28 protein-coding genes are annotated in these 19,938 nt (G+C 70.0%); 17 read left to right on the top strand and 11 right to left on the bottom strand.

The window, feature by feature from the left end:
- The 5 genes from RBJ65_RS41715 to RBJ65_RS41695 form a co-directional block, all read left to right on the top strand.
- Nucleotides 1-747, top strand: a 747-nt coding sequence (locus RBJ65_RS41715) for a hypothetical protein (RefSeq protein WP_306332210.1), incomplete at its 5' end; no start/stop codon positions are given.
- Between the two features lie 234 nt (nucleotides 748-981).
- Complete coding sequence (locus tag RBJ65_RS41710) at nucleotides 982-1,344, top strand: hypothetical protein (RefSeq protein ID WP_306324140.1); 363 nt, start codon at nucleotides 982-984, stop codon at nucleotides 1,342-1,344.
- Between the two features lie 420 nt (nucleotides 1,345-1,764).
- Complete coding sequence (locus tag RBJ65_RS41705) at nucleotides 1,765-2,901, top strand: hypothetical protein (protein WP_306324139.1); 1,137 nt, start codon at nucleotides 1,765-1,767, stop codon at nucleotides 2,899-2,901.
- Between the two features lie 130 nt (nucleotides 2,902-3,031).
- Entirely contained in the window at nucleotides 3,032-3,304 is a 273-nt protein-coding gene (locus RBJ65_RS41700) for a hypothetical protein (protein ID WP_306324138.1), read from the top strand.
- Between the two features lie 251 nt (nucleotides 3,305-3,555).
- Nucleotides 3,556-5,145, top strand: a complete 1,590-nt coding sequence (locus RBJ65_RS41695; protein WP_306324137.1) for a hypothetical protein — start codon at nucleotides 3,556-3,558, stop codon at nucleotides 5,143-5,145.
- Nucleotides 5,146-5,343: 198 nt separating this feature from the next.
- On the opposite strand, the gene RBJ65_RS41690 is transcribed toward RBJ65_RS41695, so the two are convergent.
- Nucleotides 5,344-6,516: a hypothetical protein gene (locus RBJ65_RS41690; protein WP_306324136.1), complete on the bottom strand. Its 1,173-nt coding sequence runs from the start codon at nucleotides 6,514-6,516 to the stop codon at nucleotides 5,344-5,346.
- 310 nt (nucleotides 6,517-6,826) lie between these two features.
- Here RBJ65_RS41690 and RBJ65_RS41685 point away from each other — a divergent pair, with 310 nt between their 5' ends.
- The 6 genes from RBJ65_RS41685 (at nucleotide 6,827) to RBJ65_RS41660 (ending at nucleotide 9,617) form a co-directional block, all read left to right on the top strand.
- Entirely contained in the window at nucleotides 6,827-7,357 is a 531-nt protein-coding gene (locus RBJ65_RS41685) for a hypothetical protein (RefSeq protein WP_306324135.1), read from the top strand.
- Between the two features lie 28 nt (nucleotides 7,358-7,385).
- Nucleotides 7,386-7,682, top strand: coding sequence for a hypothetical protein (locus RBJ65_RS41680; protein WP_306324134.1), 297 nt, complete (start codon nucleotides 7,386-7,388; stop codon nucleotides 7,680-7,682).
- Complete coding sequence (locus RBJ65_RS41675) at nucleotides 7,679-7,951, top strand: hypothetical protein (RefSeq protein ID WP_306324133.1); 273 nt, start codon at nucleotides 7,679-7,681, stop codon at nucleotides 7,949-7,951. The genes RBJ65_RS41680 and RBJ65_RS41675 overlap by 4 nt, the downstream gene beginning before the upstream one ends.
- Nucleotides 7,952-8,048: 97 nt before the next feature.
- Nucleotides 8,049-8,642, top strand: coding sequence for a hypothetical protein (locus tag RBJ65_RS41670; protein WP_306324132.1), 594 nt, complete (start codon nucleotides 8,049-8,051; stop codon nucleotides 8,640-8,642).
- Between the two features lie 88 nt (nucleotides 8,643-8,730).
- On the top strand, nucleotides 8,731-9,192 hold the full coding sequence (locus RBJ65_RS41665) for an RNase adapter RapZ (protein WP_306324131.1): 462 nt from the start codon (nucleotides 8,731-8,733) through the stop codon (nucleotides 9,190-9,192).
- A 116-nt stretch (nucleotides 9,193-9,308) separates the two neighbouring features.
- Nucleotides 9,309-9,617 (top strand): hypothetical protein, encoded by a 309-nt coding sequence (locus RBJ65_RS41660; RefSeq protein ID WP_306324130.1) that lies wholly within the window; start codon nucleotides 9,309-9,311, stop codon nucleotides 9,615-9,617.
- An 85-nt stretch (nucleotides 9,618-9,702) separates the two neighbouring features.
- Here the strand turns inward: RBJ65_RS41660 and RBJ65_RS41655 are convergent, their stop codons facing one another.
- Complete coding sequence (locus RBJ65_RS41655) at nucleotides 9,703-10,035, bottom strand: hypothetical protein (RefSeq protein WP_306324129.1); 333 nt, start codon at nucleotides 10,033-10,035, stop codon at nucleotides 9,703-9,705.
- Nucleotides 10,036-10,259: 224 nt separating this feature from the next.
- Nucleotides 10,260-10,439, bottom strand: coding sequence for a hypothetical protein (locus tag RBJ65_RS41650; RefSeq protein WP_306324128.1), 180 nt, complete (start codon nucleotides 10,437-10,439; stop codon nucleotides 10,260-10,262).
- A gap of 292 nt (nucleotides 10,440-10,731) precedes the next feature.
- Here RBJ65_RS41650 and RBJ65_RS41645 point away from each other — a divergent pair, with 292 nt between their 5' ends.
- Complete coding sequence (locus RBJ65_RS41645; RefSeq protein ID WP_306324127.1) at nucleotides 10,732-10,884, top strand: hypothetical protein; 153 nt, start codon at nucleotides 10,732-10,734, stop codon at nucleotides 10,882-10,884.
- A 45-nt stretch (nucleotides 10,885-10,929) separates the two neighbouring features.
- Here RBJ65_RS41645 and RBJ65_RS41640 read toward each other — a convergent pair whose 3' ends face one another.
- Complete coding sequence (locus RBJ65_RS41640) at nucleotides 10,930-11,787, bottom strand: DNA ligase (RefSeq protein ID WP_306324126.1); 858 nt, start codon at nucleotides 11,785-11,787, stop codon at nucleotides 10,930-10,932.
- 181 nt (nucleotides 11,788-11,968) lie between these two features.
- Here RBJ65_RS41640 and RBJ65_RS41635 point away from each other — a divergent pair, with 181 nt between their 5' ends.
- Entirely contained in the window at nucleotides 11,969-13,036 is a 1,068-nt protein-coding gene (locus tag RBJ65_RS41635) for a tyrosine-type recombinase/integrase (RefSeq protein ID WP_306324125.1), read from the top strand.
- Nucleotides 13,037-13,859: 823 nt separating this feature from the next.
- Here RBJ65_RS41635 and RBJ65_RS41630 read toward each other — a convergent pair.
- Nucleotides 13,860-14,132, bottom strand: a complete 273-nt coding sequence (locus RBJ65_RS41630; protein ID WP_306324124.1) for a hypothetical protein — start codon at nucleotides 14,130-14,132, stop codon at nucleotides 13,860-13,862.
- Between the two features lie 627 nt (nucleotides 14,133-14,759).
- Nucleotides 14,760-15,005, bottom strand: a complete 246-nt coding sequence (locus RBJ65_RS41625) for a winged helix-turn-helix domain-containing protein (protein ID WP_306324123.1) — start codon at nucleotides 15,003-15,005, stop codon at nucleotides 14,760-14,762.
- Between the two features lie 143 nt (nucleotides 15,006-15,148).
- Here RBJ65_RS41625 and RBJ65_RS41620 point away from each other — a divergent pair, with 143 nt between their 5' ends.
- The 3 genes from RBJ65_RS41620 to RBJ65_RS41610 all read left to right on the top strand — a co-directional run bounded on the left by RBJ65_RS41620 (nucleotide 15,149) and on the right by RBJ65_RS41610 (nucleotide 16,795).
- Nucleotides 15,149-15,856, top strand: a complete 708-nt coding sequence (locus RBJ65_RS41620) for a hypothetical protein (RefSeq protein ID WP_306324122.1) — start codon at nucleotides 15,149-15,151, stop codon at nucleotides 15,854-15,856.
- A 31-nt stretch (nucleotides 15,857-15,887) separates the two neighbouring features.
- Nucleotides 15,888-16,091, top strand: coding sequence for a pRL2-19 (locus RBJ65_RS41615; RefSeq protein ID WP_306324121.1), 204 nt, complete (start codon nucleotides 15,888-15,890; stop codon nucleotides 16,089-16,091).
- Between the two features lie 332 nt (nucleotides 16,092-16,423).
- The gene (locus tag RBJ65_RS41610) at nucleotides 16,424-16,795 is read left to right on the top strand and encodes a hypothetical protein (RefSeq protein ID WP_306324120.1); all 372 of its coding nucleotides are present in this window, start codon (nucleotides 16,424-16,426) and stop codon (nucleotides 16,793-16,795) included.
- Nucleotides 16,796-16,855: 60 nt separating this feature from the next.
- Here RBJ65_RS41610 and RBJ65_RS41605 read toward each other — a convergent pair whose 3' ends face one another.
- From RBJ65_RS41605 to RBJ65_RS41585, 5 genes are all read right to left on the bottom strand, one after another.
- Complete coding sequence (locus tag RBJ65_RS41605) at nucleotides 16,856-17,560, bottom strand: restriction endonuclease (protein WP_306324119.1); 705 nt, start codon at nucleotides 17,558-17,560, stop codon at nucleotides 16,856-16,858.
- Nucleotides 17,560-17,865: a hypothetical protein gene (locus RBJ65_RS41600; protein WP_306324118.1), complete on the bottom strand. Its 306-nt coding sequence runs from the start codon at nucleotides 17,863-17,865 to the stop codon at nucleotides 17,560-17,562. The genes RBJ65_RS41605 and RBJ65_RS41600 overlap by 1 nt, the downstream gene beginning before the upstream one ends.
- Before the next feature lie 164 nt (nucleotides 17,866-18,029).
- Nucleotides 18,030-18,248 carry a DUF6207 family protein gene (locus tag RBJ65_RS41595; protein ID WP_306324117.1) on the bottom strand — a complete coding sequence of 73 codons (219 nt, stop codon included), beginning with the start codon at nucleotides 18,246-18,248 and terminating at the stop codon, nucleotides 18,030-18,032.
- A gap of 27 nt (nucleotides 18,249-18,275) precedes the next feature.
- Complete coding sequence (locus RBJ65_RS41590) at nucleotides 18,276-18,545, bottom strand: hypothetical protein (protein ID WP_306324116.1); 270 nt, start codon at nucleotides 18,543-18,545, stop codon at nucleotides 18,276-18,278.
- Nucleotides 18,546-18,636: 91 nt separating this feature from the next.
- Entirely contained in the window at nucleotides 18,637-19,347 is a 711-nt protein-coding gene (locus tag RBJ65_RS41585) for a hypothetical protein (RefSeq protein WP_306324115.1), read from the bottom strand.
- A gap of 102 nt (nucleotides 19,348-19,449) precedes the next feature.
- Here RBJ65_RS41585 and RBJ65_RS41580 point away from each other — a divergent pair, with 102 nt between their 5' ends.
- Nucleotides 19,450-19,896 carry a hypothetical protein gene (locus tag RBJ65_RS41580; RefSeq protein WP_306324114.1) on the top strand — a complete coding sequence of 149 codons (447 nt, stop codon included), beginning with the start codon at nucleotides 19,450-19,452 and terminating at the stop codon, nucleotides 19,894-19,896.
- Nucleotides 19,897-19,938: the final 42 nt, after the last annotated feature.

Here is a 19,938-nt window from a genome sequence, read left to right as displayed (position 1 = left end):
CAGGTCCTGCTCGCCGAGTGCCACCGGGCCGTCGACAACGAACGCACCGCCAAGTGGATGCTCGGCTACGCCCTGGAGGTCGTCAGCCGACGCCGCCTGTACCGCGGCGACGGCACGCGGACCTGGGAGCAGTACCTGGCCGAAGACCACGACGGCATGGTCAAGTCCGAAGCCCACCGCCTCATGTCGTCCTGGCGCCTGGGCCGCGCCGTGCAAAAGCACCTCGGCCGCCCCGCCCCGTCGAGCCACCTGCAGCAGATGCTCACGTACGCCAACTACACCAGCGACGAGCAGGCCGCCGAGGACTACGCCGCGCTCTACACCGCCCACCAGGAGGGCCGCGTACGCCTGGTGGCCGCCCAGGTCGGCCAGCGCGTCGTCGACGCGATCGAAGCGGCCAAGGACGTACCGGACCCGACCGAGCGACGCCGAGCCGTCTCCGACAACTGGTCAACGGCTCCCGTCGCCGCACTCCCCGCCCAGAGCACCTCGGAGCGGGACCCCGGCAAGACGGACACCGCCAAGCAGCCGGACCCCATGGACGCCGCTGTGAACCTCCTCCACCACGCGAAGGAGGCCATCGAGCACGCCCTGGCCGACAGCGCCGCCCGCGAAGCCCGATCCCACGAGGACGCCCAACGGCAGCAGAACGCCATCCGCAAGGCCGGCCGCATCCTCTCCAAGGTCACCGTGGGCGCCGACGACGTGATCGACGCGGAGGTCGTCGAGGACCCCAGCGACACCTGAACCCCGTGGTTGAGCGGGACGTTCCAAATTGGAACGTCCCGCTCAACCACGGGGTTCAGAACTTTCGGAACCTCCCGGACCTGCGATGTCAGTGCCCGCCCCCATACCCGGTCCACGCCGGAATCCGGACTCCGGCCTGTTGGCGACTGTCCGGCGAGCACCCGCACCGCTGTACTGATAGCTGGCGGCGTCGCGGCCAAGTTGTTCGCGAACAACTTGATCAAAGGAGAGGGAATGACCAACACGCTCGTCCCCGTCGTGAGCTTTGAGCCCGTGAAGTACGTCGCGTGCGCTCTCCCCACGCGCCACCCTGACTACGCGGACTACGTGATCCGTGTCGTCTTCCGTCCTCGGCACGGCCAGTGGGAGGTCTTCCACGCCGGTCCGAGGGGTGAGGGGGGCCACGGTGGCAAGTACCTGAACGCCGGCGGCAAGTGGTGCTCCCCAGATGAGCACCACTGGTGGTCCCGTGACGACCACCATTTCGATCTCGACACTGCGCGTGCCCTGGCGATGGACGCCGCGCTGACCGTCACGGTGCACGACCGCACCGCCGCCGACGTGCTCGCCGCAGACAAGTCGGCAGTGGTCCGCTGACTCCGGACAGCGCCGACACCTGCAGCTAGGGCCCAATGCCTCCGGCGGCCCTCCGGGGGGCCACCGCTCCCAGAGGGGGTGGGGACCGCGGGGATCTCACGTTGGGGAGGTGGGTCGGCGGGGTCGCGGGGGTTCCCTCCGATCAGACGGCGCCAGAGGCAAGCACGGAACCCCGGGGGCCACCAAGGACGCCTTCGGCGCCGCTACGCGGTCGGGCAAGCCCGATCCTTGGCAACCCCCGAGAACCCGTGCTCGGGCAGAGCCCGCCGCCCGACCGGAGGGAACCCCCGCTCTGGCCCCCGCCTCAGCAAGCGACGCACAAGACCGACCGGCCTACTCCACGCCGGCGCCTCGCGCGAGCACCCGGCCCACGACCACGCCCCCATACACGCTGACCTGCAGACGGATACCGTGCTGGGCATGGCGACACCGACCGAACTCCCCGGATACGCACTGCTGATTGCCGCCGAGCCGCCCGTGCGGCACCCCCTGCCTGTCGCCGCCACCCTGCCCCAGCTCGCCGCGATCCCGCCGTCCCGCCTCGTCGGCACCACGCACGCCAGCGCCGTCCAGGTGGCCAACCCAGATGACCCGAACCTCGTGTTGACGCACCTTCGTACCGCGGCCGCCGTCCAGGGCCCGCTCGTCATCTACGTCGCCGGGCACCTGGCTGTCGACCCCCGCCAGCACCAACTCCACCTGGCCCTGGCCCGCACCACCGCACGCACGATCCGGTACACCGCCCTGCCGTGGCACTGGCTCATCGCGGAACTCCGCCACCGGACACCCGGCACCACCACGGTGATGGCCGACCTCGCGGCCGAGCACGACGTCCTCCAGGACCTGGCCCGCCAAGACCAGACGCTCACCGGCCCGTTCACCCTGTACGGGGCCGTACAGCTCCACGACCGCCGCCACCACCCAGGCCCCGCGTACACGCACGCACTCGCGCAGATCCTGCGCACCCCGTCGGCCCGCCCCGACGCCGGCGCCCTCCACCACGAGGCCGCCCGCGCGGCGCAACTCGAGCAAGCCACCACGGTGTGGCTCGGAGGAGACGCCGCCCCCGAGCCGAAGCCCGCGGCCGCCATCCCCGCGCCCCGGCCCGAACCGGCCGCGCCACCCACCGAGCGCGACCCGCACCAGACCATCACGCAGGCGATCCGGTCCGCGCACTACAGCGAGGCCGCTTCCGCCGCCGCGCACTGGGAGCAACGGGCTCTGCGCCAACACGGCGCCGGTTCCCCCGAGGTCGCGCACTGGATCGAGGTACGCGCCTTCATCGCCATGGAAGAGCAGGCGCCGGACCGCGCATGCGGCCTGTGGCTGCGCGGTGCCGCCGTACGGCTCGGCGCCGGCCAGACCGTGCACCACCCCGAAGTCGTCGAAGCCGTCGACCGCGCCCACTACGCCTGGCGCCTCGTCAGCGACCCCCAGCGTGCACGCGAGTTGGGCACCGAACTCTGGAACCTGCGACTCCAAGTCACCGGATCGAGTGGCGCCCGCGAGGACGTCCAGCAGCGCCTCGTGAACCTGTCGAGGGCCGTACAGCCCTGATTTCACGGGGAACTTGAGCCCAGAACGGGGCACGGGAAGACCCCAGACGATCACCTGCGCCACAGGAAAAACGCCAGACACGCACGGAAGTGTGGTCCACATACGCCTCGTTGTGGATAGGATCTTTCCCATGGCAGTACGAGGACGTCAGCAGGTGCACCGCACGGGAATCTTCCCTGCGGACAAGCCGCTGCGCGCAACCGTGATGCTCAAGCCCGGTGATTACGTGCGCGGCTTGTACGAGGAACTGGTCAACGACATGGGCATCTCCGGAGCGGAAGTGCTCCGCGAGGCTCTGGAAGAGCTGCACAAGCGCGAGTCTCGCCGTAAGGCGCGCGCTGCCGCGAAACAGACCACCGCGAACGCGAGCGTCGACACTCAGGAGTTGCCTAAGGCCGGATGACAACAGCGTCCGGACGAAACGCAAAAAGGCCCCGGCCTACCAAGCCAGGGCACCTGCACCGTCCGGCGGGATCCATCTCAGTCTCAAGCTGCCAGGCCGGACTCTGAGCGATCCCTATTCATCAACCACATGAAGCAGGTGGCGGGTTACCAGCCCGTCGCCCGGCTTCTCACATCCACTCACCGAAGTGAGGAGACTTTCGCATCGTAGCTCATGGCTGCGGTGCTGGCCCAGTGCGTTCCGCTTCTGGTGTGTCCAGAGCAGGGGAGTTGACCCAGGTCACGCCCCCCGCCCCGGCCGTCGTGGTGCTTCGTTTCACCGACGGACTCACGCCATTGACGTACTTCCGCACGGCCGCCATCGCGTACGCGCGCGGTCTGCTCCGCGCCGAGCACTTCCGGCTGCTCGACTTCCTGCAGCGCCAGGACCTGGCCGACGACGGCCGTGTCATCGGCATGCGCCACAGCGACCAGACCAGCGGCGGCATGGACCTGGCCCACCGCTACGGCCTGGCCCACGACGTGGGCCCCGACCGCTTCTGGTCCGACCTCGTCGGCCTGTACCGGTCCGGATGGGCCGAGCAGGTGGTCAAGCCCGCGCCCGGCCGCAAGGCCGTCTATGCGCTGTGCCTGCGTACGGACGCGATCCCGCACGAGCTGCCCGAGGACCTGGCGCGGGCCCTGAAGGTGTGGGAGCTGCCCGAGCCCGTCGACGCCCACGAGGATGCCGCTTACGGACGCCTGACGTGCCGCCGGCCCGCACCCGTGCAGCGCGTCGTCGTCCCCGTGCGCGAGGAGACGTTCGGCGCGATGGCCTCCCTGCCCCGCTGGGAGCACCCGGCAGGCTCCAAGGCCGCCCTTGTCGCGACCAGGATCCGGGAGACAGGCCGGGCCCTGCCCGAGGACCGCAGGCCCTCCGATCTGCGCTGCTTCGCCGTCGCCGACCCGGACCGGGCCCGTGCGATCGAGCAGCGCATGCAGACGCTGATGGGTAATGGCAAAACGTCCCCCTCTTACGCGAAGGGCTTTTCACCATCTGGTCTGTTGTCTCCAGAAAGTACGGGGCTGAGCTGGGACAAAGACATGGAAAAAACCAAAACGACGCCTCCGGCGGCACCAACAAGAAAGCCGCTCGACCCGTTGTCCGCCGACCTCAGCTCCGCCGCAGGGCGGATCAGGAAGCGCGTGTGGCACTCCTGGCGGGCCCAACTGGGCCACTCGCAGGTTCTTTTGCCTCAGCCTGCCCCGGAGGCTGCCAGTCGGTCGATGACCGGCTCCGCCTGGGAGGACCTGCACCGCACAGTCGCTATCGCCCTGCGCCGAGGGGGCACGGAGTCCCAGCTCGTCGAGCTGCTGACGTCCAACATCGTGCGCCATGACGCCTGGGGTCAGGTCACCGACCGGGCCGTCGACCTCGGACGCCTGGCGGGCTGGCGTCTGTGGAAGTTCATCAACGAACGCCCGGACGCCGTGACCTACGGATACGGCCGCCGCCGCCAGGTCCCCGAGGCAGCCCACGTCACCGCGTGGGACAACCCGAGCGACGCCGAACTCCGCGAGCGAATCGCCAAGGCCCAGGCCGCCCGCGCGGCGATCGAGGCCCGGCAGGCCGCTCTGGCGGCCCGTACCGCCCATGCCGAAGCCGAACGGGCCGAACTGCAGAGCCGATGGGGACTGCGCCGGTGGGCCCAGCAGCCGGAGGACGTCCACCTCGCCGAGCAGGCCGAGCAGGCCCGTACGGTCGGGCCCAGGGACCCCAGCGAGGCCGAACGCGTCCACGCTGCCGCCGTTGCCCTCGCCCGCGCGGAGAAGCGGGCACGGCGCCGACGTACAGGCGAGTGACCGCTGCCGTCCGACAGTGGCGGCCGGCGAGCGAAGTACGGACGGTACGGTGAGGGGGACTTGGTAAAGCGCGACGTGGGCGCCGACCGGCGCTCCGAGGGGGCCCGATGCATCTGTTGCGGGGCAAGCTGTTCTGGCTGCTCGTGCTCATCGCGATTGGCGTCATCATCGGGATGAACAACCCGCAGCCCCACTGACCTACTTCTTCGGGGACCCACTGTCGTCGTTCTGACGAGGCATCCGGTTCGCCGGGGACGGGCCCGTGGGGGCACTCCGGGTCGGTCGCGTCGCGTGCGCACTAATTCCTCCACCAGGGGAGGACGAGGCCGACGTGGACGGACTCGCGGTAGCCGGCCGCGCCGCACTGTCACGGGACGCGTGCGTGTTGATGCCCTGCCGCACCCCGGAGACCGGGCGGGTAACAGCCGCCGACGAAGCCCGGGATGACGGGTCGTACGCCTCCCGCCGCATGCTCACGATGTCGTCGCCCATGCCCGGGATCAGACGGAACAACATCGCGCTGGCGAAGATCGCGATCAGGATGATCGAAAGGCCGGAGATGATGGCCGCGGTCGTGTCGCCCTCCTTCGGCCCCCCGCTCGTCATCGCGGAGGCGAGCCGGAGCACGATCACGATGACCGGCTTGACGAGGATGATGGCGATCATCAAGCCCAGCCATTTCTTCACGCGGTCCCACAGCTTCTTGTCGACAAGACCGGAGTAGACCACGGTGCCGAGCGCGGCACCCACGTACAACAGCGCGGCCCGCGCCACGAGTTCGATCCAGACCACGCCGGCAGCGAGGATGGCCACGCACGCGAGAATGATCTGCGCGATCGGCCCGCCGCCGGGGTTGTCCTTCTCCAACGCGCTGGAGAAGGCGTTGAAGAACGACGTATTGCCCGTACCGACCAGGGCCTCGGTGATGCCGTCCACCGCGGACACCACGGTGTACAGGATCAGTGGCGTGAAGGCCGAGGCAATCACGGTCAGCCAGAGCAGCCCGACCGCCTCACCGATGGCCGTGGTCAGCGGTACGCCGCGCACAGCCCGCTTCACGACAGCCCACAGCCACACCACGATCGTGAGGAACGTGCTCGCGGCGAAGACCAACGAGTAGGTCTTGAGGAACGACCCGTTGGTGAAGTCCACGTCGGCAGTCGCCTTGACCGCGTTGGACAGCTGGTCCACCACCCAGGCCGCTGCCTTCGCGAAGCCTTGCGCGAGCGACGACAAGGGATCGAGCGGGTTCGTCACGTCGTCCGGCGTGTTGCTGCCGCTGCCCGCGCCGTTGCCTCGCTCGCAGAGCTCTCGCGCGCGCCCTCGGATCAGTTGGCAGTTTTCGTCGGCGTGGGCGGTGGGCGCGATCACGGCGAGCGTCAGCGTGGCGCCCGCGGCCGCTATCCATGCACGAGCCGCAGTACGTACGGACACCTCAACCCCCCAGGCAGAAAGAACGAGTTACGAGGTTCGCATACCGTGACCAGGCGGTGCACCTGGGTGCCGGAGAAACCGCAGGTCCCGATACCGTCGTACCAGCAGTGAGCGGCGGAGGGGGAGCTTGGTGTACATCAGCGACGAGCACTCGCGGGGCGGCGGGGGAGGCCGCGAGCCGGAGTCTGAAGGACCGATACCCCCGCGCTCGGGCCGACCGAGCCGCGCCACCATCGCAGCGATAGGCGTGGTGACCGTTCTGGTCGCGGTCATCGCTGTCGCCAACGGCAGCAGCGACGAGAGCGCCACTCCCCAGGCCCGGCCCGGCGTGGCCACCGCCGACAGCGGGACCGGGCACGACCGCGCCGGCGCCCAGGACGCGGCCACGCGCATAGCCAAGCGGCTGGGAAGCACCGAGATGTTCGGCGAAAGCTCCCGCCGCACCCTGTACGAAGAGATCGCCGCGCCGACCCGCATTGACACCCTCCTGCAGGAGGCCGACGAGGACTACGGCCCGTTCACCGAGAAGATCGGGCTCGATGAGGAGGGCACCCCGCCCAAGGGGCAGCGCCTGGTCAGCAAGTCCACCATCAAGCGGGCCACGGTGACGGCCTATCAGCCCGACCGGGCGGTGGTCGACGTCCGGTGCAGCGGCACCTTCGGAATCGACGGCACCGGCTCCAAGGTCCCCGTCGACACCGGTACGTTCACGATGACCATCACACTGCTGTGGACGAGCGACGGCTGGAAGCTCTCGAAGGCCGCGCAGGACGAGTAGCGTCGTAGCAGCGACGGAGGAGGCCCCCGTGAGCGCACAGCCCGGCCATCCGGCCGACCGCAGCTTTCGCCCGCCCATGGGCACGCTCGCCGAGCTGCGCGAGGCCCTGTCCGCGTGGGGATTCCCCGGTGACCGGGCCCAGTTCGAGGAGGAGCTGAACGGCATCGACCTGGACGACCTGACCCAGGTCCGCGAGCTCGCCCAGGCGTACCGCCACCGGATCCTCCTCCGTTACGACGCCCCGGCCATGGCCGCGCTCGCCCGGCCCACGGACGACGTCGAGGACGAACTGCGCCGCAAGCTGCGCGAAGCCGCCGACCGGTGAGCCACGCCTTCTACTCCGACGCCGCCGAGAAGATCCGGACCGAGCTGTCCCGCACCGAGCGGGCCGCCGTCGAGTCCGTCCGGCGAATGCTCGAAGAGGACCCCTCACCGGACACGGCACGTGGGCTCCCGGACGCCGATCCGCGCAGCGAGTCGTACGTCATCGAGCTGCTGCCCGAGCAGACCGGCGGACGCGGTATCTCCGTGATCTACCGGCACAGCCAGGACCTGGATGCCGTGCTGATCCTTTGGCTGATCGCGGGACCGTAGCCCCGGCCCCGGACGCCATGATCGACAAGGGTTCTTGTCATATGCCAATTCGACAAGATGTCTTGTCGACGAGTGGGGCGACAAGGATACTTGTCGTATGGCTGATGGAGCGAACGAACCCGACTTCTGGGCCCGGCTTTTGGCCCCCAGGGACCCCGCGTACCGAGCACTGATCGACGACGAACTGATCCAGATTCAGGATGCCGTGCACACCACGGCGTACGAGATCGCCCTGGCGATCTCCCCCCGTCGCCAGGAACTGGATGGAGTGCCAGACCGGGTCCGCCAGAACATCCTGGCGGCGCCCGATGTCCAACTCGCCGTGCTTCACGTCCTGCACCAGATGCAGAAGGCCACCGACCACCAGGCGGCCAACGCCGCACGGCTCGCCGGCCACACCGGCATGAGCTACACGAAGCTGGGCGCCGCCTGGGGACTGACCCGGCAGGCCGCTCGCCTGAAATGGCCTGAGGCGGTGCCGCCCCGGGGGCGACAGAGCCAGGAGACCGTGGAGTTCGCCTACGCGGACGGCTCGGCCGTGGCCCACTACGACCCCGAGACCGGCGCATGGTGGTACATCGCGACCGGCGCGGACGACGAGTACGAGGAGTCGGAGCCCGTGTTCAGCACGTCGACCGACGCCACCGCGGCCGCGACCGCCTTCCTGATCGCCCACTCCAAGCCGCAGTAAGCGGCCTGAACAGCGCGGCCGCAAGAGGAAACGGGAAACATTCGGCACCAACTACCGCCGCCGCAGGGCGGCATGGAGGCTCAACGGCATGGACACCACCCCGAACGACCTCAGCGAGCTCTACTGGGACGGGCACATCCAAAGCGTGATCACGTCCTATGGCGAGGGCCATCACGACGCCCCCGCCGGCGACGCGCTGCTCGTCGACACGAGGGTTCTGCGCAACCCGCCGGAGGACCCCGAGATCCGCGAGCGCATGCTCCAGAAGACCGGCCTGGACCCGGAAGTGCGCCACTACGTGATGCAGACCCCCGGTGCCAGGGAGTTGGTGAAACGAAGCGCCGAGAAGGCCCGCCTCCTCCTGCACCAGGACAACCTCCATCAGTGGTCCGGTCCCCAGGCGTTCCGGGTCGACGTGCACGTGAAGTGCGGTGGCGGCCGCCACCGCTCGGTGGCCGTGGCCGAGGAGATTGCCGCGCACCTGCGCGCGGCCGGGATCGGCTGCGAGGTTGACCATCGGCACATCGACCGGCCGATCCTTCCGCACTGAACGGTCCGGGACCGCTGGAACCGGCCCCGGACCGCACGACGAAGGACACCACACCGCGCTGGACCCGCCCAACGGCGGGTAACAGTCCCACCCCTCAACCCCACGGAGGAGTCGACATGCTGCTCGCCGCCGACAAGGGCGACATCACCACGATCATCGGGGGTATCGCCCCGGACTGGGGCCCGTTCGGGACCCTGGGCACCGAGGCGAAGACGATGATTCAGGTCGTCATGGCCGTCGCGATCCTGCTCTGCCTCGGCATCGCGATCTGGGGCGCCGCCAAGCAGCGGATCGGTGCAACCGCCCTGCGCGACACGTTCAGCGCGGAGCAGGGCAAGGGGTTGATCATCGCGGGACTGACCGGCGTGTTCATCATCGGCTCGCTCGGCACCGTGTTCACCATCGTGTACGGCATGGCCGTCTGATCCCGCTGTGACGCGTACGTACACGACAGGAGGGCCCTTCTCCACGCGGAGAGGGGCCCTTTGCCGTCGAGTGCCACAGCGGAAGTCAGCGGACCACTTTCCACTTGTCTGCGGCGAGCACGTCGGCGGCGGTGCGTCCATGCGCGGGCACGGCGACGGTCACCGCGGCGTCCATGGCCAGGGCCCGCGCAGTGTCGAGATCGAAGAGGTGCTCTTCACGGGACCAACTGCCGTCGGTACTCAGGTACCGGCCACCGTCACCACCCTGCGGACCGGCATGGAAGATCGCCCACTGGCCGTGTCGAGGGCGGAAGATGACCCGGATCACGTAGTCCGCGTAGTCGGGGTGGCCGACGGGGAGGGCGCACGCGGCATACTTCACGGGCTCAAAGCTCACCACAGGGGCCGGATTCGTCATTCACCCAGTACAGCGGCACGGGCGTTCGCCGGACAAGCGCCAAGTCGGCCTGGGTTCTGGACCGCTGCCGTTTGCGGCTGGTGACACGACTCTTACCGGCGCCCCGACACGCACCACGAAGGACACCACATCGAGCAGGCCCCGCCGTACGGCGGGGCCTGTCGTACTTCGACAGCACTGTTACCCGGCCCACGGTTGGCTCAAGTCGGGTAACAGTGTTGCGCTCAGCCCTGACGCCGGGCCGCGGTGTTCTCCCGGATCGCGTGTGCGACATCCAGCAGCGCGTACGCGATGGCCGCCATGCCCTCGCCGATGGCCTCGGTCTGCTTCTCGTCCCCCCAACGCGCGGACGCCTGCTCTGCAGCACGGCTCGCCTCGTGTCCGTACACGCTCGGCTCGATCACGGTCGCCCCCTTCCCGCCGGACTGTCCGGCGGCGCCTGCACTCTCCCCTTCAGGCGCCGTACTGAATCGTCCGGGCTGTATCCGTTCAGACGGATACAGCGGATACATGGACGGATACATGCGGGGCATTCCGCTGGTCCCGCGGCCTTCGTAGCGTCGTGAGTGCGAGTTGCGCGGCTTGCCCCTCGCTCCACGAAGGTGCTCATCAACGATGCCCGCTCCGACGAGGCGTCCCTCCATCCGTTCCGCACGCCTACTTTCGTGCGCTCAGATTCCGGCAGGTGCATTCACGATGACGGCCCGTTCCTCCGACAAGAAGCAGCCGCCCCCGTTCCTCGAACTGCGGGTGGGCGGACTCCACCTGACGGTGCGGCACGTTCCCTACCGGCTGCTCGCGCTGGCGGCCGCGCTCGGGGGGAGCGGAGCCACCTGGATGCTGCGCTGACGGATCCGCGCCGCGGCCGGGGCCGGGGCCCCGGAGTGGCCGCAGTCATCGCAGTCGGGTGACAGTGACTGTCGCATGCCGGGTCGTCCCGGCCAGCACCTCCACCACCGGGCCCGTGGCAACGGCGAGATACGGCGTCCCGTCCGCGATGCGCGCCCGCCCACCCGGACCAGACTCCCGCAGCAGCGGGGCCAATTGCGCGGCGAGCTTCGCGGGCAGGGCCTGGGAGAGGACCTTGCGCCCGTCCGGCAGCCGCAGCGCGAGCGCGCGAGGCCGGGCCGGCGATCCGGTGTAGCCGAGGACCTCGGCGTCCACCGTGTCGGAAACTCTGGTCTTGGACCAGATCCTCCCGGCCCGGTATGGCGACGAGGCGCGCTTGGCGACCACGCCCTCGATGCCCTGCTCGGGCAGCACCCGCAGCCAGGTCTCGGCGACGTCCACCTCGTCGGTCGCGGGCACCGCCTGGATCGGCGGGCCGGTGCCTTCCAGCACGTCCAGGAGCCGGGCCCGCCGGTCGACGTACGGCAGGCCGCGCAGATCCTCACCGAGCGCGAGGCAGTCCCAGACCGCGTAGGAGGCGGGCCACCTGCCCGCCAGCTCGCGCGCCCGGGCCGGGGAGGATGAGGCCCGCGAGCGCACCGCGCCGAAGTCGAGGCGCTGCTCGCGCCAGATCACAATCTCGCCGTCCAGGACCGTGCCCGGCGGTAACTGCATTCCGGCGACGGCGATGTCCATCCACACGGCCGTGGTATCCCGCCCGGAGCGGGCCTGAATCCGCACCGTTTCCGCCGAGCGGTGCAGGACCGCCCGGTCGCCGTCGAACTTGGGCTCGTACCACCAGCCGACGCCGCGCGGCAGCACCGGCACGGCCTTGGCGAGCGCGACGGCGACGGGGAAGTCCACGAGGCCACCCTCGCGGCATGGCCGCCGATTGGCGTGCGGGGCTACTCCGAACGCCCGGGCCCGGAGTCGGCGCGCGAGCGGGACCGCCTCATGGATCCCGGATAAGCTCACATATCCGGGATCCAGATGCTACGAACCCCGGTACGGAAAAAGCGGCGTGACGGGCGATCAGGGAGCAGGCGTGACGAACACGGAGTTGTCGGTCAGCACGAGCACCACGGACCGTCAGCTCGCCGCGCCGGCCCCCGGCCCGCGCTTCGCCGCCGACGTCGAGGACCGGCTCGCTGCGCTCGACCGGGAGGCGACCGCGCACGTCGAGGACCACCGCCCGGAGAAGACCAAGAAGGGGTACGGCGCCGACTGGGGCGCCTGGCTCAGGTTCTGCGCCGAGCGCGACGTGCCGCCGGCCGCCGTGCGCACCGGCACCCTGGTGGCGTTCACCGAGTGGTGCTGGACCCAGCCCGGCCAGCGGCCCGGCACGTTCCTCGCCCCGAGCACCATCGACCGCCGCCTGTCCGGCGTCGTCGTCACCGCCCGCCGCCTGCACAAGCTGCAGCTGTCCAAGGACGTCGCCGAGGAGGCCCGCGCCCTGCTCAAGGCGAAGACGAAGGCCCTGGCCAAGACCGGGCAGACGCGCGGCCGCGGACCCGCCAAGGCGCTGCTCGTCCGCCACATGGAGAAGGTCGCCGCCGCCCTGCCCGCCAATCGGTTCGGCGTGCGCGACCTGGCGCTCATGACGCTGCACTTCGCCGTCGCCGGCCGCGAGCACGAGCTGGCCCATCTTCGCGTGCGCGACATTGCCGAGGACCCCGAGGGCCGGGGCCTCACCGTCGACATCCGGGTCTCCAAGGTGAAGCCGCGCAAGGTCGCGGTGCCGTTCGGCTCCCGCGCTCACCTCTGCCCGGTCCGCGCCTGGCGCCGCTGGCGCGCCGAACTTGGCCCCGACGCCGACCCGGACAGCTTCGCCTTCCGCGCCGTGCACAACCGCTGGAAGACCGTCCTGGAGAGCGGGCTCGACCCCGAGACCGTCGGCGACATCCTCACCCGCATCGGCGCCCGCGCCGAGCTGGACGTCCGGATCACCGGGCACAGCCCGCGGCGCGGCCTGGTCACCGAGTCCTCCCGCGCCGGCAACCCCGACGCGGTCATGGAGGCCCAGGGCGGATGGGCCAAGGGCTCCAAGGTGATGCGCGGCTACCGCGAGGAGGACGATGCCTTCAAGGAGAACGCCCTGCACGGCGTGCTGTAGGCGCGGTTGGAACTGACACGCCATGTGTCAGAGGCGTTATGGTTGACAAGAGACCGGCCCCGGGATGCGACCCCGGAGCCAGCCTCCTGCAGTTACCGAGCCCGGTCGACTACAACGCGACCGGGCTCGCTGCATGTGCAGCGACCGGTCCGACCAACCGTCCTCGGGGCGGGCATCCGGCTCTCGCCAGCTACCTCACCAGGGCGATGATCGCCACCAGCAGACTCGCCGCGGCGAGCGCGACCTGCCACCTGTCGGGCTTGGGCCAGCCGTCCCCGCCGCCGGGGTTGTCCTTCTGGTCGTTCATCAGCGCCACCCCCTTTCCCCTCCCGACCGGCACCGAAGTGCAGTTGGTCCCGGAGGCTCGTGAACTGGCGGCCGAACCGGACCAGTTGGGGAGGAGCAGTGGGGCAAACGCAGCGTACCCTACGCGAGTCCTTGCTTTCGAAGGTTCAGAGTGGCCTAGGCCATGCGTCTAGTAGAATTCAGCTTTTGACACATTAGGTTCGCAGGTGTCCGGGAAGGGGTCGCCTTCAATTCTCTGGCGAACCTGACCTAAAACATGTGAACGTGTCGGTGCATCGGCCTCCACCTGGCTTCCAGATTTTTTCGTCCTCACGTCAACGCCTTCGCGAACACGCTTGTTGAAGATCTATCCGCGCGATCCGGAGTCTCCCCACCGGATGTCCAGGAACCGATCGATTGTTGGACAGCTCAGGGAGTGTCGGACGGTCAGCAGTCGGCCGTGGGCTACACCGTGCATCTGGCGCACCGGGCGCAGCCCACGCGGACAAGCGGGCGCCCGGGGCAATGTGGTGCGCGGCTATGGCGCGGTGGTCGAGGTGGGAGAGTCGGCCGGTTGCGAGGTCGGCGTCGGATGCGGCTCGACGCGTGCCCGTTCGGTGCTCTGGCCGTCGCCGAGCCCGAGCAGGAACGCCAGGATCAAGATGGTTGCCAGCGCCGAGGCGGCGCCGCCGGCCAGATCACGCTGTGACTTGTCATCCGTGCTGCTTACCGGTCGGCGATACACCAGGTACCCGACGACACAGCCGACAGTAACGACCAGGCCGTTCAAGGGATCGATGTACAGGTTCAACGGGGGCCCTTTAGTCCGTGGACCCAGTCCGTTCGAGGCGTAAGGTCCGATTCTTCCGGTGGTAGCCCATTAGGCGCGTGACAGGCGTCACACTCGCTGGGCTTTTTTTTAACCGCCGTCGGACCGGGCGCCGGATGCGCCCTGCTCTCGTCGAACTTGCCCCGCATCATACCGTGTGCAGCCGTCGCCCCTAGTTCGATCTAGTACCAACGCGCCCGCCACCGTTGGGCGTTGATGGATCCGCTTGTCTCCTCGCAGGAGTCGACGAGAAGATCCTGCCGAGCCCGAACTAGTTGAGCTGGAACGTTCCGCATGGACACAGATCCAGGCCGGAGAATCGACCGTCGAGACCGCCCTTGCGGTCCGCGAGGACGCCGACGCGTCCCGGTTGAGGTCGAGAAGGCGCTCAAGAAGCTCGTGCGCCGCCCCGAGGCCGCCTGATATCCGGGAAGCTGCGAAGCACGTGCCCGGTTTCGGTGTCGACGAGGGTGATACGGGTCCCGTCGCGGCCGTGGAGGCCGATCCAGTCCGTCATCCGGCCTTCCGCAGTCCTGTGTCGATCCCGCCAACCGTCCGCAATCGCCCGTCCGTCGACGGCGAGGGTGAGCCGGTATCTGCCTGGCGAGGTCACGACCACTCGCCGCAGTGCGGGCAGCGCCGGCTCGCGCGCGGGCCACGGGTGCGGATGTCGAGGCCCGTGGCCCGCATCCTTCGGAGCTGCAGGCTGATCGTGGACGGAGCGAGGCCGACCCGGTCGGCGAGTTCGCGCACGGTGGGGTCCTCGCCCAGCTCCACGACGAGGTCACGGTGTGCGCGCTCGATGGCCGCCTGACGGACAGCGGCCGGAGCCCAGTCCTGCGACGTACGGGTCATGCTCTCACCTCCTGGAATACGTGATCCCTTCCTTTTAATAGACCACGTGTTCGATTTTTGGGGCAAGGTGACGCCTTGTGTCCGCGCCTGTCGATGTCAAGCGCTGCCTGACAGGTGGGTTTTGTCAGGTGTAGCTTGACGTCATGACATTGAATCGACCCGACCCCGTCACTGACCGATTCGCCTACAGCCGTACGGCCCTGGCTCGCCTGGTCCTCTCGTTCGAGCAGCGGGACCTCGCCGACCGGGCGGCCGCCGGTGTCCCGACCAACGACGCGTTCATGAACGGTGGGGAGATGGTCGAGGAGTGCGTCGGCCTGGTCGAGCAGGCGCAGGAGGTGCTGCGGCGCGCGGTGATCTGGGAACGCCAGAAGGGAACGAGCTGGGAGGAGATCGGCGAACGCCTGGGCGGCATTAGCCGCCAGGCCGCCCACGAGCGCTACAAGGCCGCCGTCGACGAGTGGCAGCAGAGCCTTGTCGAGCCGTACGGCCCGGAGGTCCGCGGGTACCGGTCCCCGATCCTGCACGAGGCCGCCCTCGAACCGACCGCCACCGGGCGACGACTCGACGCATGGGCCCGCAAGCACGTCCCCTCCGCCCGCGAGGACGAACACCCCGTCACCGGGCACCTGCCCCACCTCTCCGCAGCCGAGGAGGTGGTCCAGGTTCTCGAGGCCATCAACCACATGAACGAGACCGACGCCAGCCCCGCCGAGCGAGCCGTCGTCTACGACCGCAAGGCCGCCCTGCTGGAGCGCATCGCCGCCGAGGACGGCAAGCCCGAGGCCGCCGAGCAGGCCGCCGACGCGCGCGTTCGCGCCGCCCGACTCCGAGATGAAGCCGGCGCCTGAAAGGACCCCAGTGCAGCCCACCCCGCAGGACATGTCACACGCCATGCTGATCGCGATCCTGATGCACCACGGCGGATCACTCGACCTCCCCGCATCCGCTTTCGAGGCTGACGCCCTGGGAGGCCGGGACGGCTCATGGCACGCCGTCGCCATGGAGCCCCAGGACGACGGCACGGTCCGCCTCTCGGTACGCCCCCGCCCCGACGTCGACGAGGCCAGAATCGACATCCGTTGAGCATCCTCAAAGGCCCGTTGAGCCGCCACGGCGCCGCCCGAGGAGCGATCGCGCGAACGTGACGCGATCCGGCGGCTGCAGGACCGCGAGACGGACCGTTCCCGGACCCGCGCCATGAGGAGTACACCGGCCCCTCTCCTGCAGCGTTCCCACCGCTGGCACGGATCCGTCAGGCGCCGCGCCGAAGCGAGCCCAACATCATTACTCCGCAAGGGAGTTGACGGGACGGGATTGTCAGTGGCCGGGGCTACTGTCGAATGTTGCGCCGAGGACAACCCGGCCCCGCCTGGGGGTACCGCACTCGCCCCCCTTCACCGCGAGGACTCCTCACCGTGACTTACGTCCGCCCCCATGTCCGCCGAGACGGCACCTACGTCAAGGGCCACAACCGCCGCACCCGACCGCGTACCGCCGTGCCCACGGTTCCCCGGCCGCGCCGCGCCGCGCCGCCGCGCCCCAGGCCCGTCCAGTACGGTCCCACCACCTACGTCCGCCCCCATGTCCGTGGAGACGGCACGTACGTGCGCGGGCATCGCCGGTCCATCGCCCCGCGCGACGTCGCCGTCGTGGCCGGCTCCGGAACCGGCGTCCTGGCCCTCGTCTTCCTCCTGCTGGCCCTGGTCAGCGGCGGAGGCGACGACAGCAAGGCGCCGACCGGCACGTCGCCGTCGCACTCCGCGACCGCTCCGGCCCATCAGCGCTGACCGCCCGCCCTTTCGGATACGGCGAAGGCCCCGTCGCAATGACGGGGCCTTCGCCACGCCTCAGCTCAGTGGTGTGGGACGCCGCGGCGGTGGGACCTTCGGGAGCAGTTCCCACAACGGCCGCGAGCCAGCCGCCCAGGCCGCCAGGACCGAGCGGTCCGCCAGGTGCATGCGCAGCTGCCGGGCCAGCGGCGCGCAGCGCGTGGAGAAGCGGCCGTTGGTGACGACCAGGACCACGTCCGCGCCGTACAGCTGCCGGGCCGTGCCGTTGACCCGCTGCAGATCCGGCGTGCCCACGGCCGAGCCCCGTTCCCCGTTGCGTCGGTGCTTGCACTGGATCACCCACTTGCGGCCCAGCGGGTCGGTGGCGAGCACGTCCGCGCCGTTGTCCCCGGCGCCGCCGACCTGCTTGGCGTCCGTGCACCCGTCGCGGCGCATCAGGTCCCGGATCGCGTACTCGAACTCGCGGTGGTGCAGCCCGTCGAGCTGCGGCAGCCCGTAGCGCAGGCCCTGGCGCCGGGTCTGTTCCCACACGGCCCGCTGCTGACGCCGGTACAGCAGCCCCGCGCCCGCGAGGGCGGCCGCCACGGCGAGCACGACGAGCAGCCACCAGTTCGTGAGCAGCCAGTTGACGATCGCGGCCAGGAGCGAGAACGCCACGACCGCAGCCGCGAGTAACGCCGCGAACTGCGCCTGCTGGCGCTGCTGCCGCTTGGTCGGACGACGTCGCCGCTGTCGCGGACGCCGCGCCGGCGGGCGCCGCATCACCGTCCACCGCCCGGAGACGAGAACCGGATCGGGTACGACACCGTCGGCTCCGGCTTCTTCGGCTCCTCCCAGCCAGGGAAGTGCACCGGGTAGACCGCCGTCGTCTTCGGTCGCGGCTGCTGCCCGGCCCCCGATCCCGACTGCGACGCCGAGCTCGCGCCGCCCATGTTGCTGCCGCCAGCCACGACGACCACGGCGACGCCGACGAATATCGCCATTTCCCGGCGCGCTCCTGCCGCCCACCGCGAGTACCCGCGGACCTTCGTCCCGTCCGCCCGCTCGTACGGATTGACCCAAGGCATGCAGCCTCCCCCTGATACAGCTCCCCGCCGAACTGTCCATGCTTGCAGCCGCCACTGACAAAGGATCAGGAAACCCGGCACCTGGGATCACCACAGCGGAGATCAAGCCAGCTCAGGAAACGAAAGCGGTCCGTACCGATGCCCCGCCTCGTCGGCGCCGCGTCCTACCGGGCGTAGGCGTACTGCCGGGTGCAGACCCCGGGCTCGCCGGGGATCGGGCGCGGCTGTCCGGGGCCCGTGATGTTGTGGCATGCGGTGATCTCGTACGCCACGGCGAGCACGGCCTCCGGGTCCGAGCCCTCGATCGTGATGCGCACCAGGCCGGGCTGCGTGAGGTGGTTCGGGAGTTGGTCGGTCATGCCGGGGGCGACGTGCGGGGCCATGCCCGCGGTTCGGCCGCCGGAGCGCCGTCACTCCTTCGAGGGCCACATCGCCGTGCGCAGCAGGCGGGCGGTCTCCTCTGCGGTTGCCCGGGTCTCCTCGTCGGCGCCGCTGGTTCCCAGCTGGTCGAGCAGGAGCACGGCCGCCTGGAGGACACCGAGCTGGACCGGCACGGTCTGCACCGCGGCGAGCGCGGCGGCCGCCTGGCCGGCCGCGGAGACCTCCGTGCTGGACTGGGGGATGAGCGCGGCGACGCCACGGCCGAGTTGGCGGGGCTGGAGAGAAGAGGCGCTGTGCACCTGTGGATCTTACTTCTCGTTTCGGATCCTCAAATGAGGGCCGCCTTCTGGAACCTGTGCAGGTCAGCCGGGTAACAGTTGCTCTGAACTGTTACCCAGTGGGGAGCCCGAGCTCGTCGAGGGTGGCCCCGTCCGCCCAGCGCTGCAGTTGGGCGCCGTCGAGGAGGTGGACGCCGCCTTGGCGCGAGGCCCACAGCACATCGGTACGGCTGTAGGTGCCGCGGTGCACCACGAGCCGGAGCACGCGGTCGACGCCGGCGCGTCCCGCCTCACGGAGAGGGGCAGGACTGTCGACCTCCTGGCCGAGGAGCACGGCGACCGGCGGCACCGGGCGGAAGGCGACATCGAGTTGGCGGCCGTGGCGGTCGCGGGCGTACAGGCGCGGGGAGCCGGGCGCCGTCAGGTCGGTGACGTGCCAGCCGTCGCGGGTGAGCATCCGCGCCGCCGCCGTCACCATGCTGCGGTCGGTGAGCCGGTCGACCTCCGCCGCGGTGTAGTGGCCGCCCCGCCGGCGCCGGATCCGCCGCCGCCATTGCAGCCCGCCGTAGAACGCCGCCGCGAGGAGCGCGGCGCCGAGCACCAGGCCGCCGGTCCCCAGCTCCCGGTACAGCCAGGTGAGCAGGAGGACCGGGGCGAGCACCGCGGCGCCGACCGCGACGAAGGCGGGCATCACGTCGCGCAGTTCGGGACCGTACCGTCCCTGCGCACGGAGTTGGGAGACGGCTCTCTGCCGCTGTGAGCGGCGGTCGCCGGGCACAGGCGGACGACGCCACCGCAGTTCCACCAAGGTCACTCCGCTCACCGCCTTGCCCCGTTCCCGTGTCGGTAGAGATACCCGGTGGAAGGGGCTTCCCGCCAGACGGGACGCCTCTTGGCCGGGAATCGGCCGAAGAGGTACGGGATCTTGGCTGGCCTGGGCATCATCGCCTTGACGGGCCACGCCGCCGACGAGCGCGAGGGGGAGCCGATGTTGGACCCGCAGACCGGGGAAGGGTTCGACGCTCCGGCGCCGCCCATTGCGTACTGGGGAGCCCCGGAGCTGATGCGGGAGTCGGCGGACCTGCTGGAGGTCTCCACGCGGCTGACCGCCGAGCAGGGGAGCGGCGCCCCGCTCGATGCGGGCGTAGAGCGGGAGTACCTGTTGCGGCGGGCGGCCCTGGCCGACCGGCTGGCGATCGAGTTCCCCGACGAGGTGTACCTGAGCGACGCCGTGCGCCTGTCGTGGGAGCTGGGTCAGTTCGACCAGCGGCATCCGCATTTCGTCGCCGGACCGCACGGACCGATGTCGATCGAGTTCGACCCCAGCCGCCGCCCGTACGTACGCCAGGAGTACTCCGCCTGGAACGAGTGAGGGGCCGCCGCCCGCCGCGCTGTCGCGCGCGTTCCAGCGGGC

Origin of the sequence: Streptomyces sp. KL109B, from assembly GCF_030766935.1 — a bacterium.
Lineage (GTDB): Bacteria > Actinomycetota > Actinomycetes > Streptomycetales > Streptomycetaceae > Streptomyces.
Note: the sequence above shows the minus strand (reverse complement) of the source record. Positions and strands in the feature narration are given on the sequence as shown.

Bases quoted from the DNA above. Each gene is read 5' to 3' on its own strand.
- RBJ65_RS41710 (WP_306324140.1), top strand. From the start codon at position 982: ATGACCAACACGCTCGTCCCCGTCGTGAGCTTTGAGCCCGTGAAGTAC.
- RBJ65_RS41705 (WP_306324139.1), top strand. From the start codon at position 1,765: ATGGCGACACCGACCGAACTCCCCGGATACGCACTGCTGATTGCCGCC.
- RBJ65_RS41700 (WP_306324138.1), top strand. From the start codon at position 3,032: ATGGCAGTACGAGGACGTCAGCAGGTGCACCGCACGGGAATCTTCCCT.
- RBJ65_RS41670 (WP_306324132.1), top strand. From the start codon at position 8,049: ATGGCTGATGGAGCGAACGAACCCGACTTCTGGGCCCGGCTTTTGGCC.
- RBJ65_RS41665 (WP_306324131.1), top strand. From the start codon at position 8,731: ATGGACACCACCCCGAACGACCTCAGCGAGCTCTACTGGGACGGGCAC.
- RBJ65_RS41660 (WP_306324130.1), top strand. From the start codon at position 9,309: ATGCTGCTCGCCGCCGACAAGGGCGACATCACCACGATCATCGGGGGT.
- RBJ65_RS41655 (WP_306324129.1), bottom strand. From the start codon at position 10,035: ATGACGAATCCGGCCCCTGTGGTGAGCTTTGAGCCCGTGAAGTATGCC.
- RBJ65_RS41645 (WP_306324127.1), top strand. From the start codon at position 10,732: ATGACGGCCCGTTCCTCCGACAAGAAGCAGCCGCCCCCGTTCCTCGAA.
- RBJ65_RS41625 (WP_306324123.1), bottom strand. From the start codon at position 15,005: ATGACCCGTACGTCGCAGGACTGGGCTCCGGCCGCTGTCCGTCAGGCG.
- RBJ65_RS41620 (WP_306324122.1), top strand. From the start codon at position 15,149: ATGACATTGAATCGACCCGACCCCGTCACTGACCGATTCGCCTACAGC.
- RBJ65_RS41615 (WP_306324121.1), top strand. From the start codon at position 15,888: ATGTCACACGCCATGCTGATCGCGATCCTGATGCACCACGGCGGATCA.
- RBJ65_RS41605 (WP_306324119.1), bottom strand. From the start codon at position 17,560: ATGCGGCGCCCGCCGGCGCGGCGTCCGCGACAGCGGCGACGTCGTCCG.
- RBJ65_RS41600 (WP_306324118.1), bottom strand. From the start codon at position 17,865: ATGCCTTGGGTCAATCCGTACGAGCGGGCGGACGGGACGAAGGTCCGC.
- RBJ65_RS41595 (WP_306324117.1), bottom strand. From the start codon at position 18,248: ATGGCCCCGCACGTCGCCCCCGGCATGACCGACCAACTCCCGAACCAC.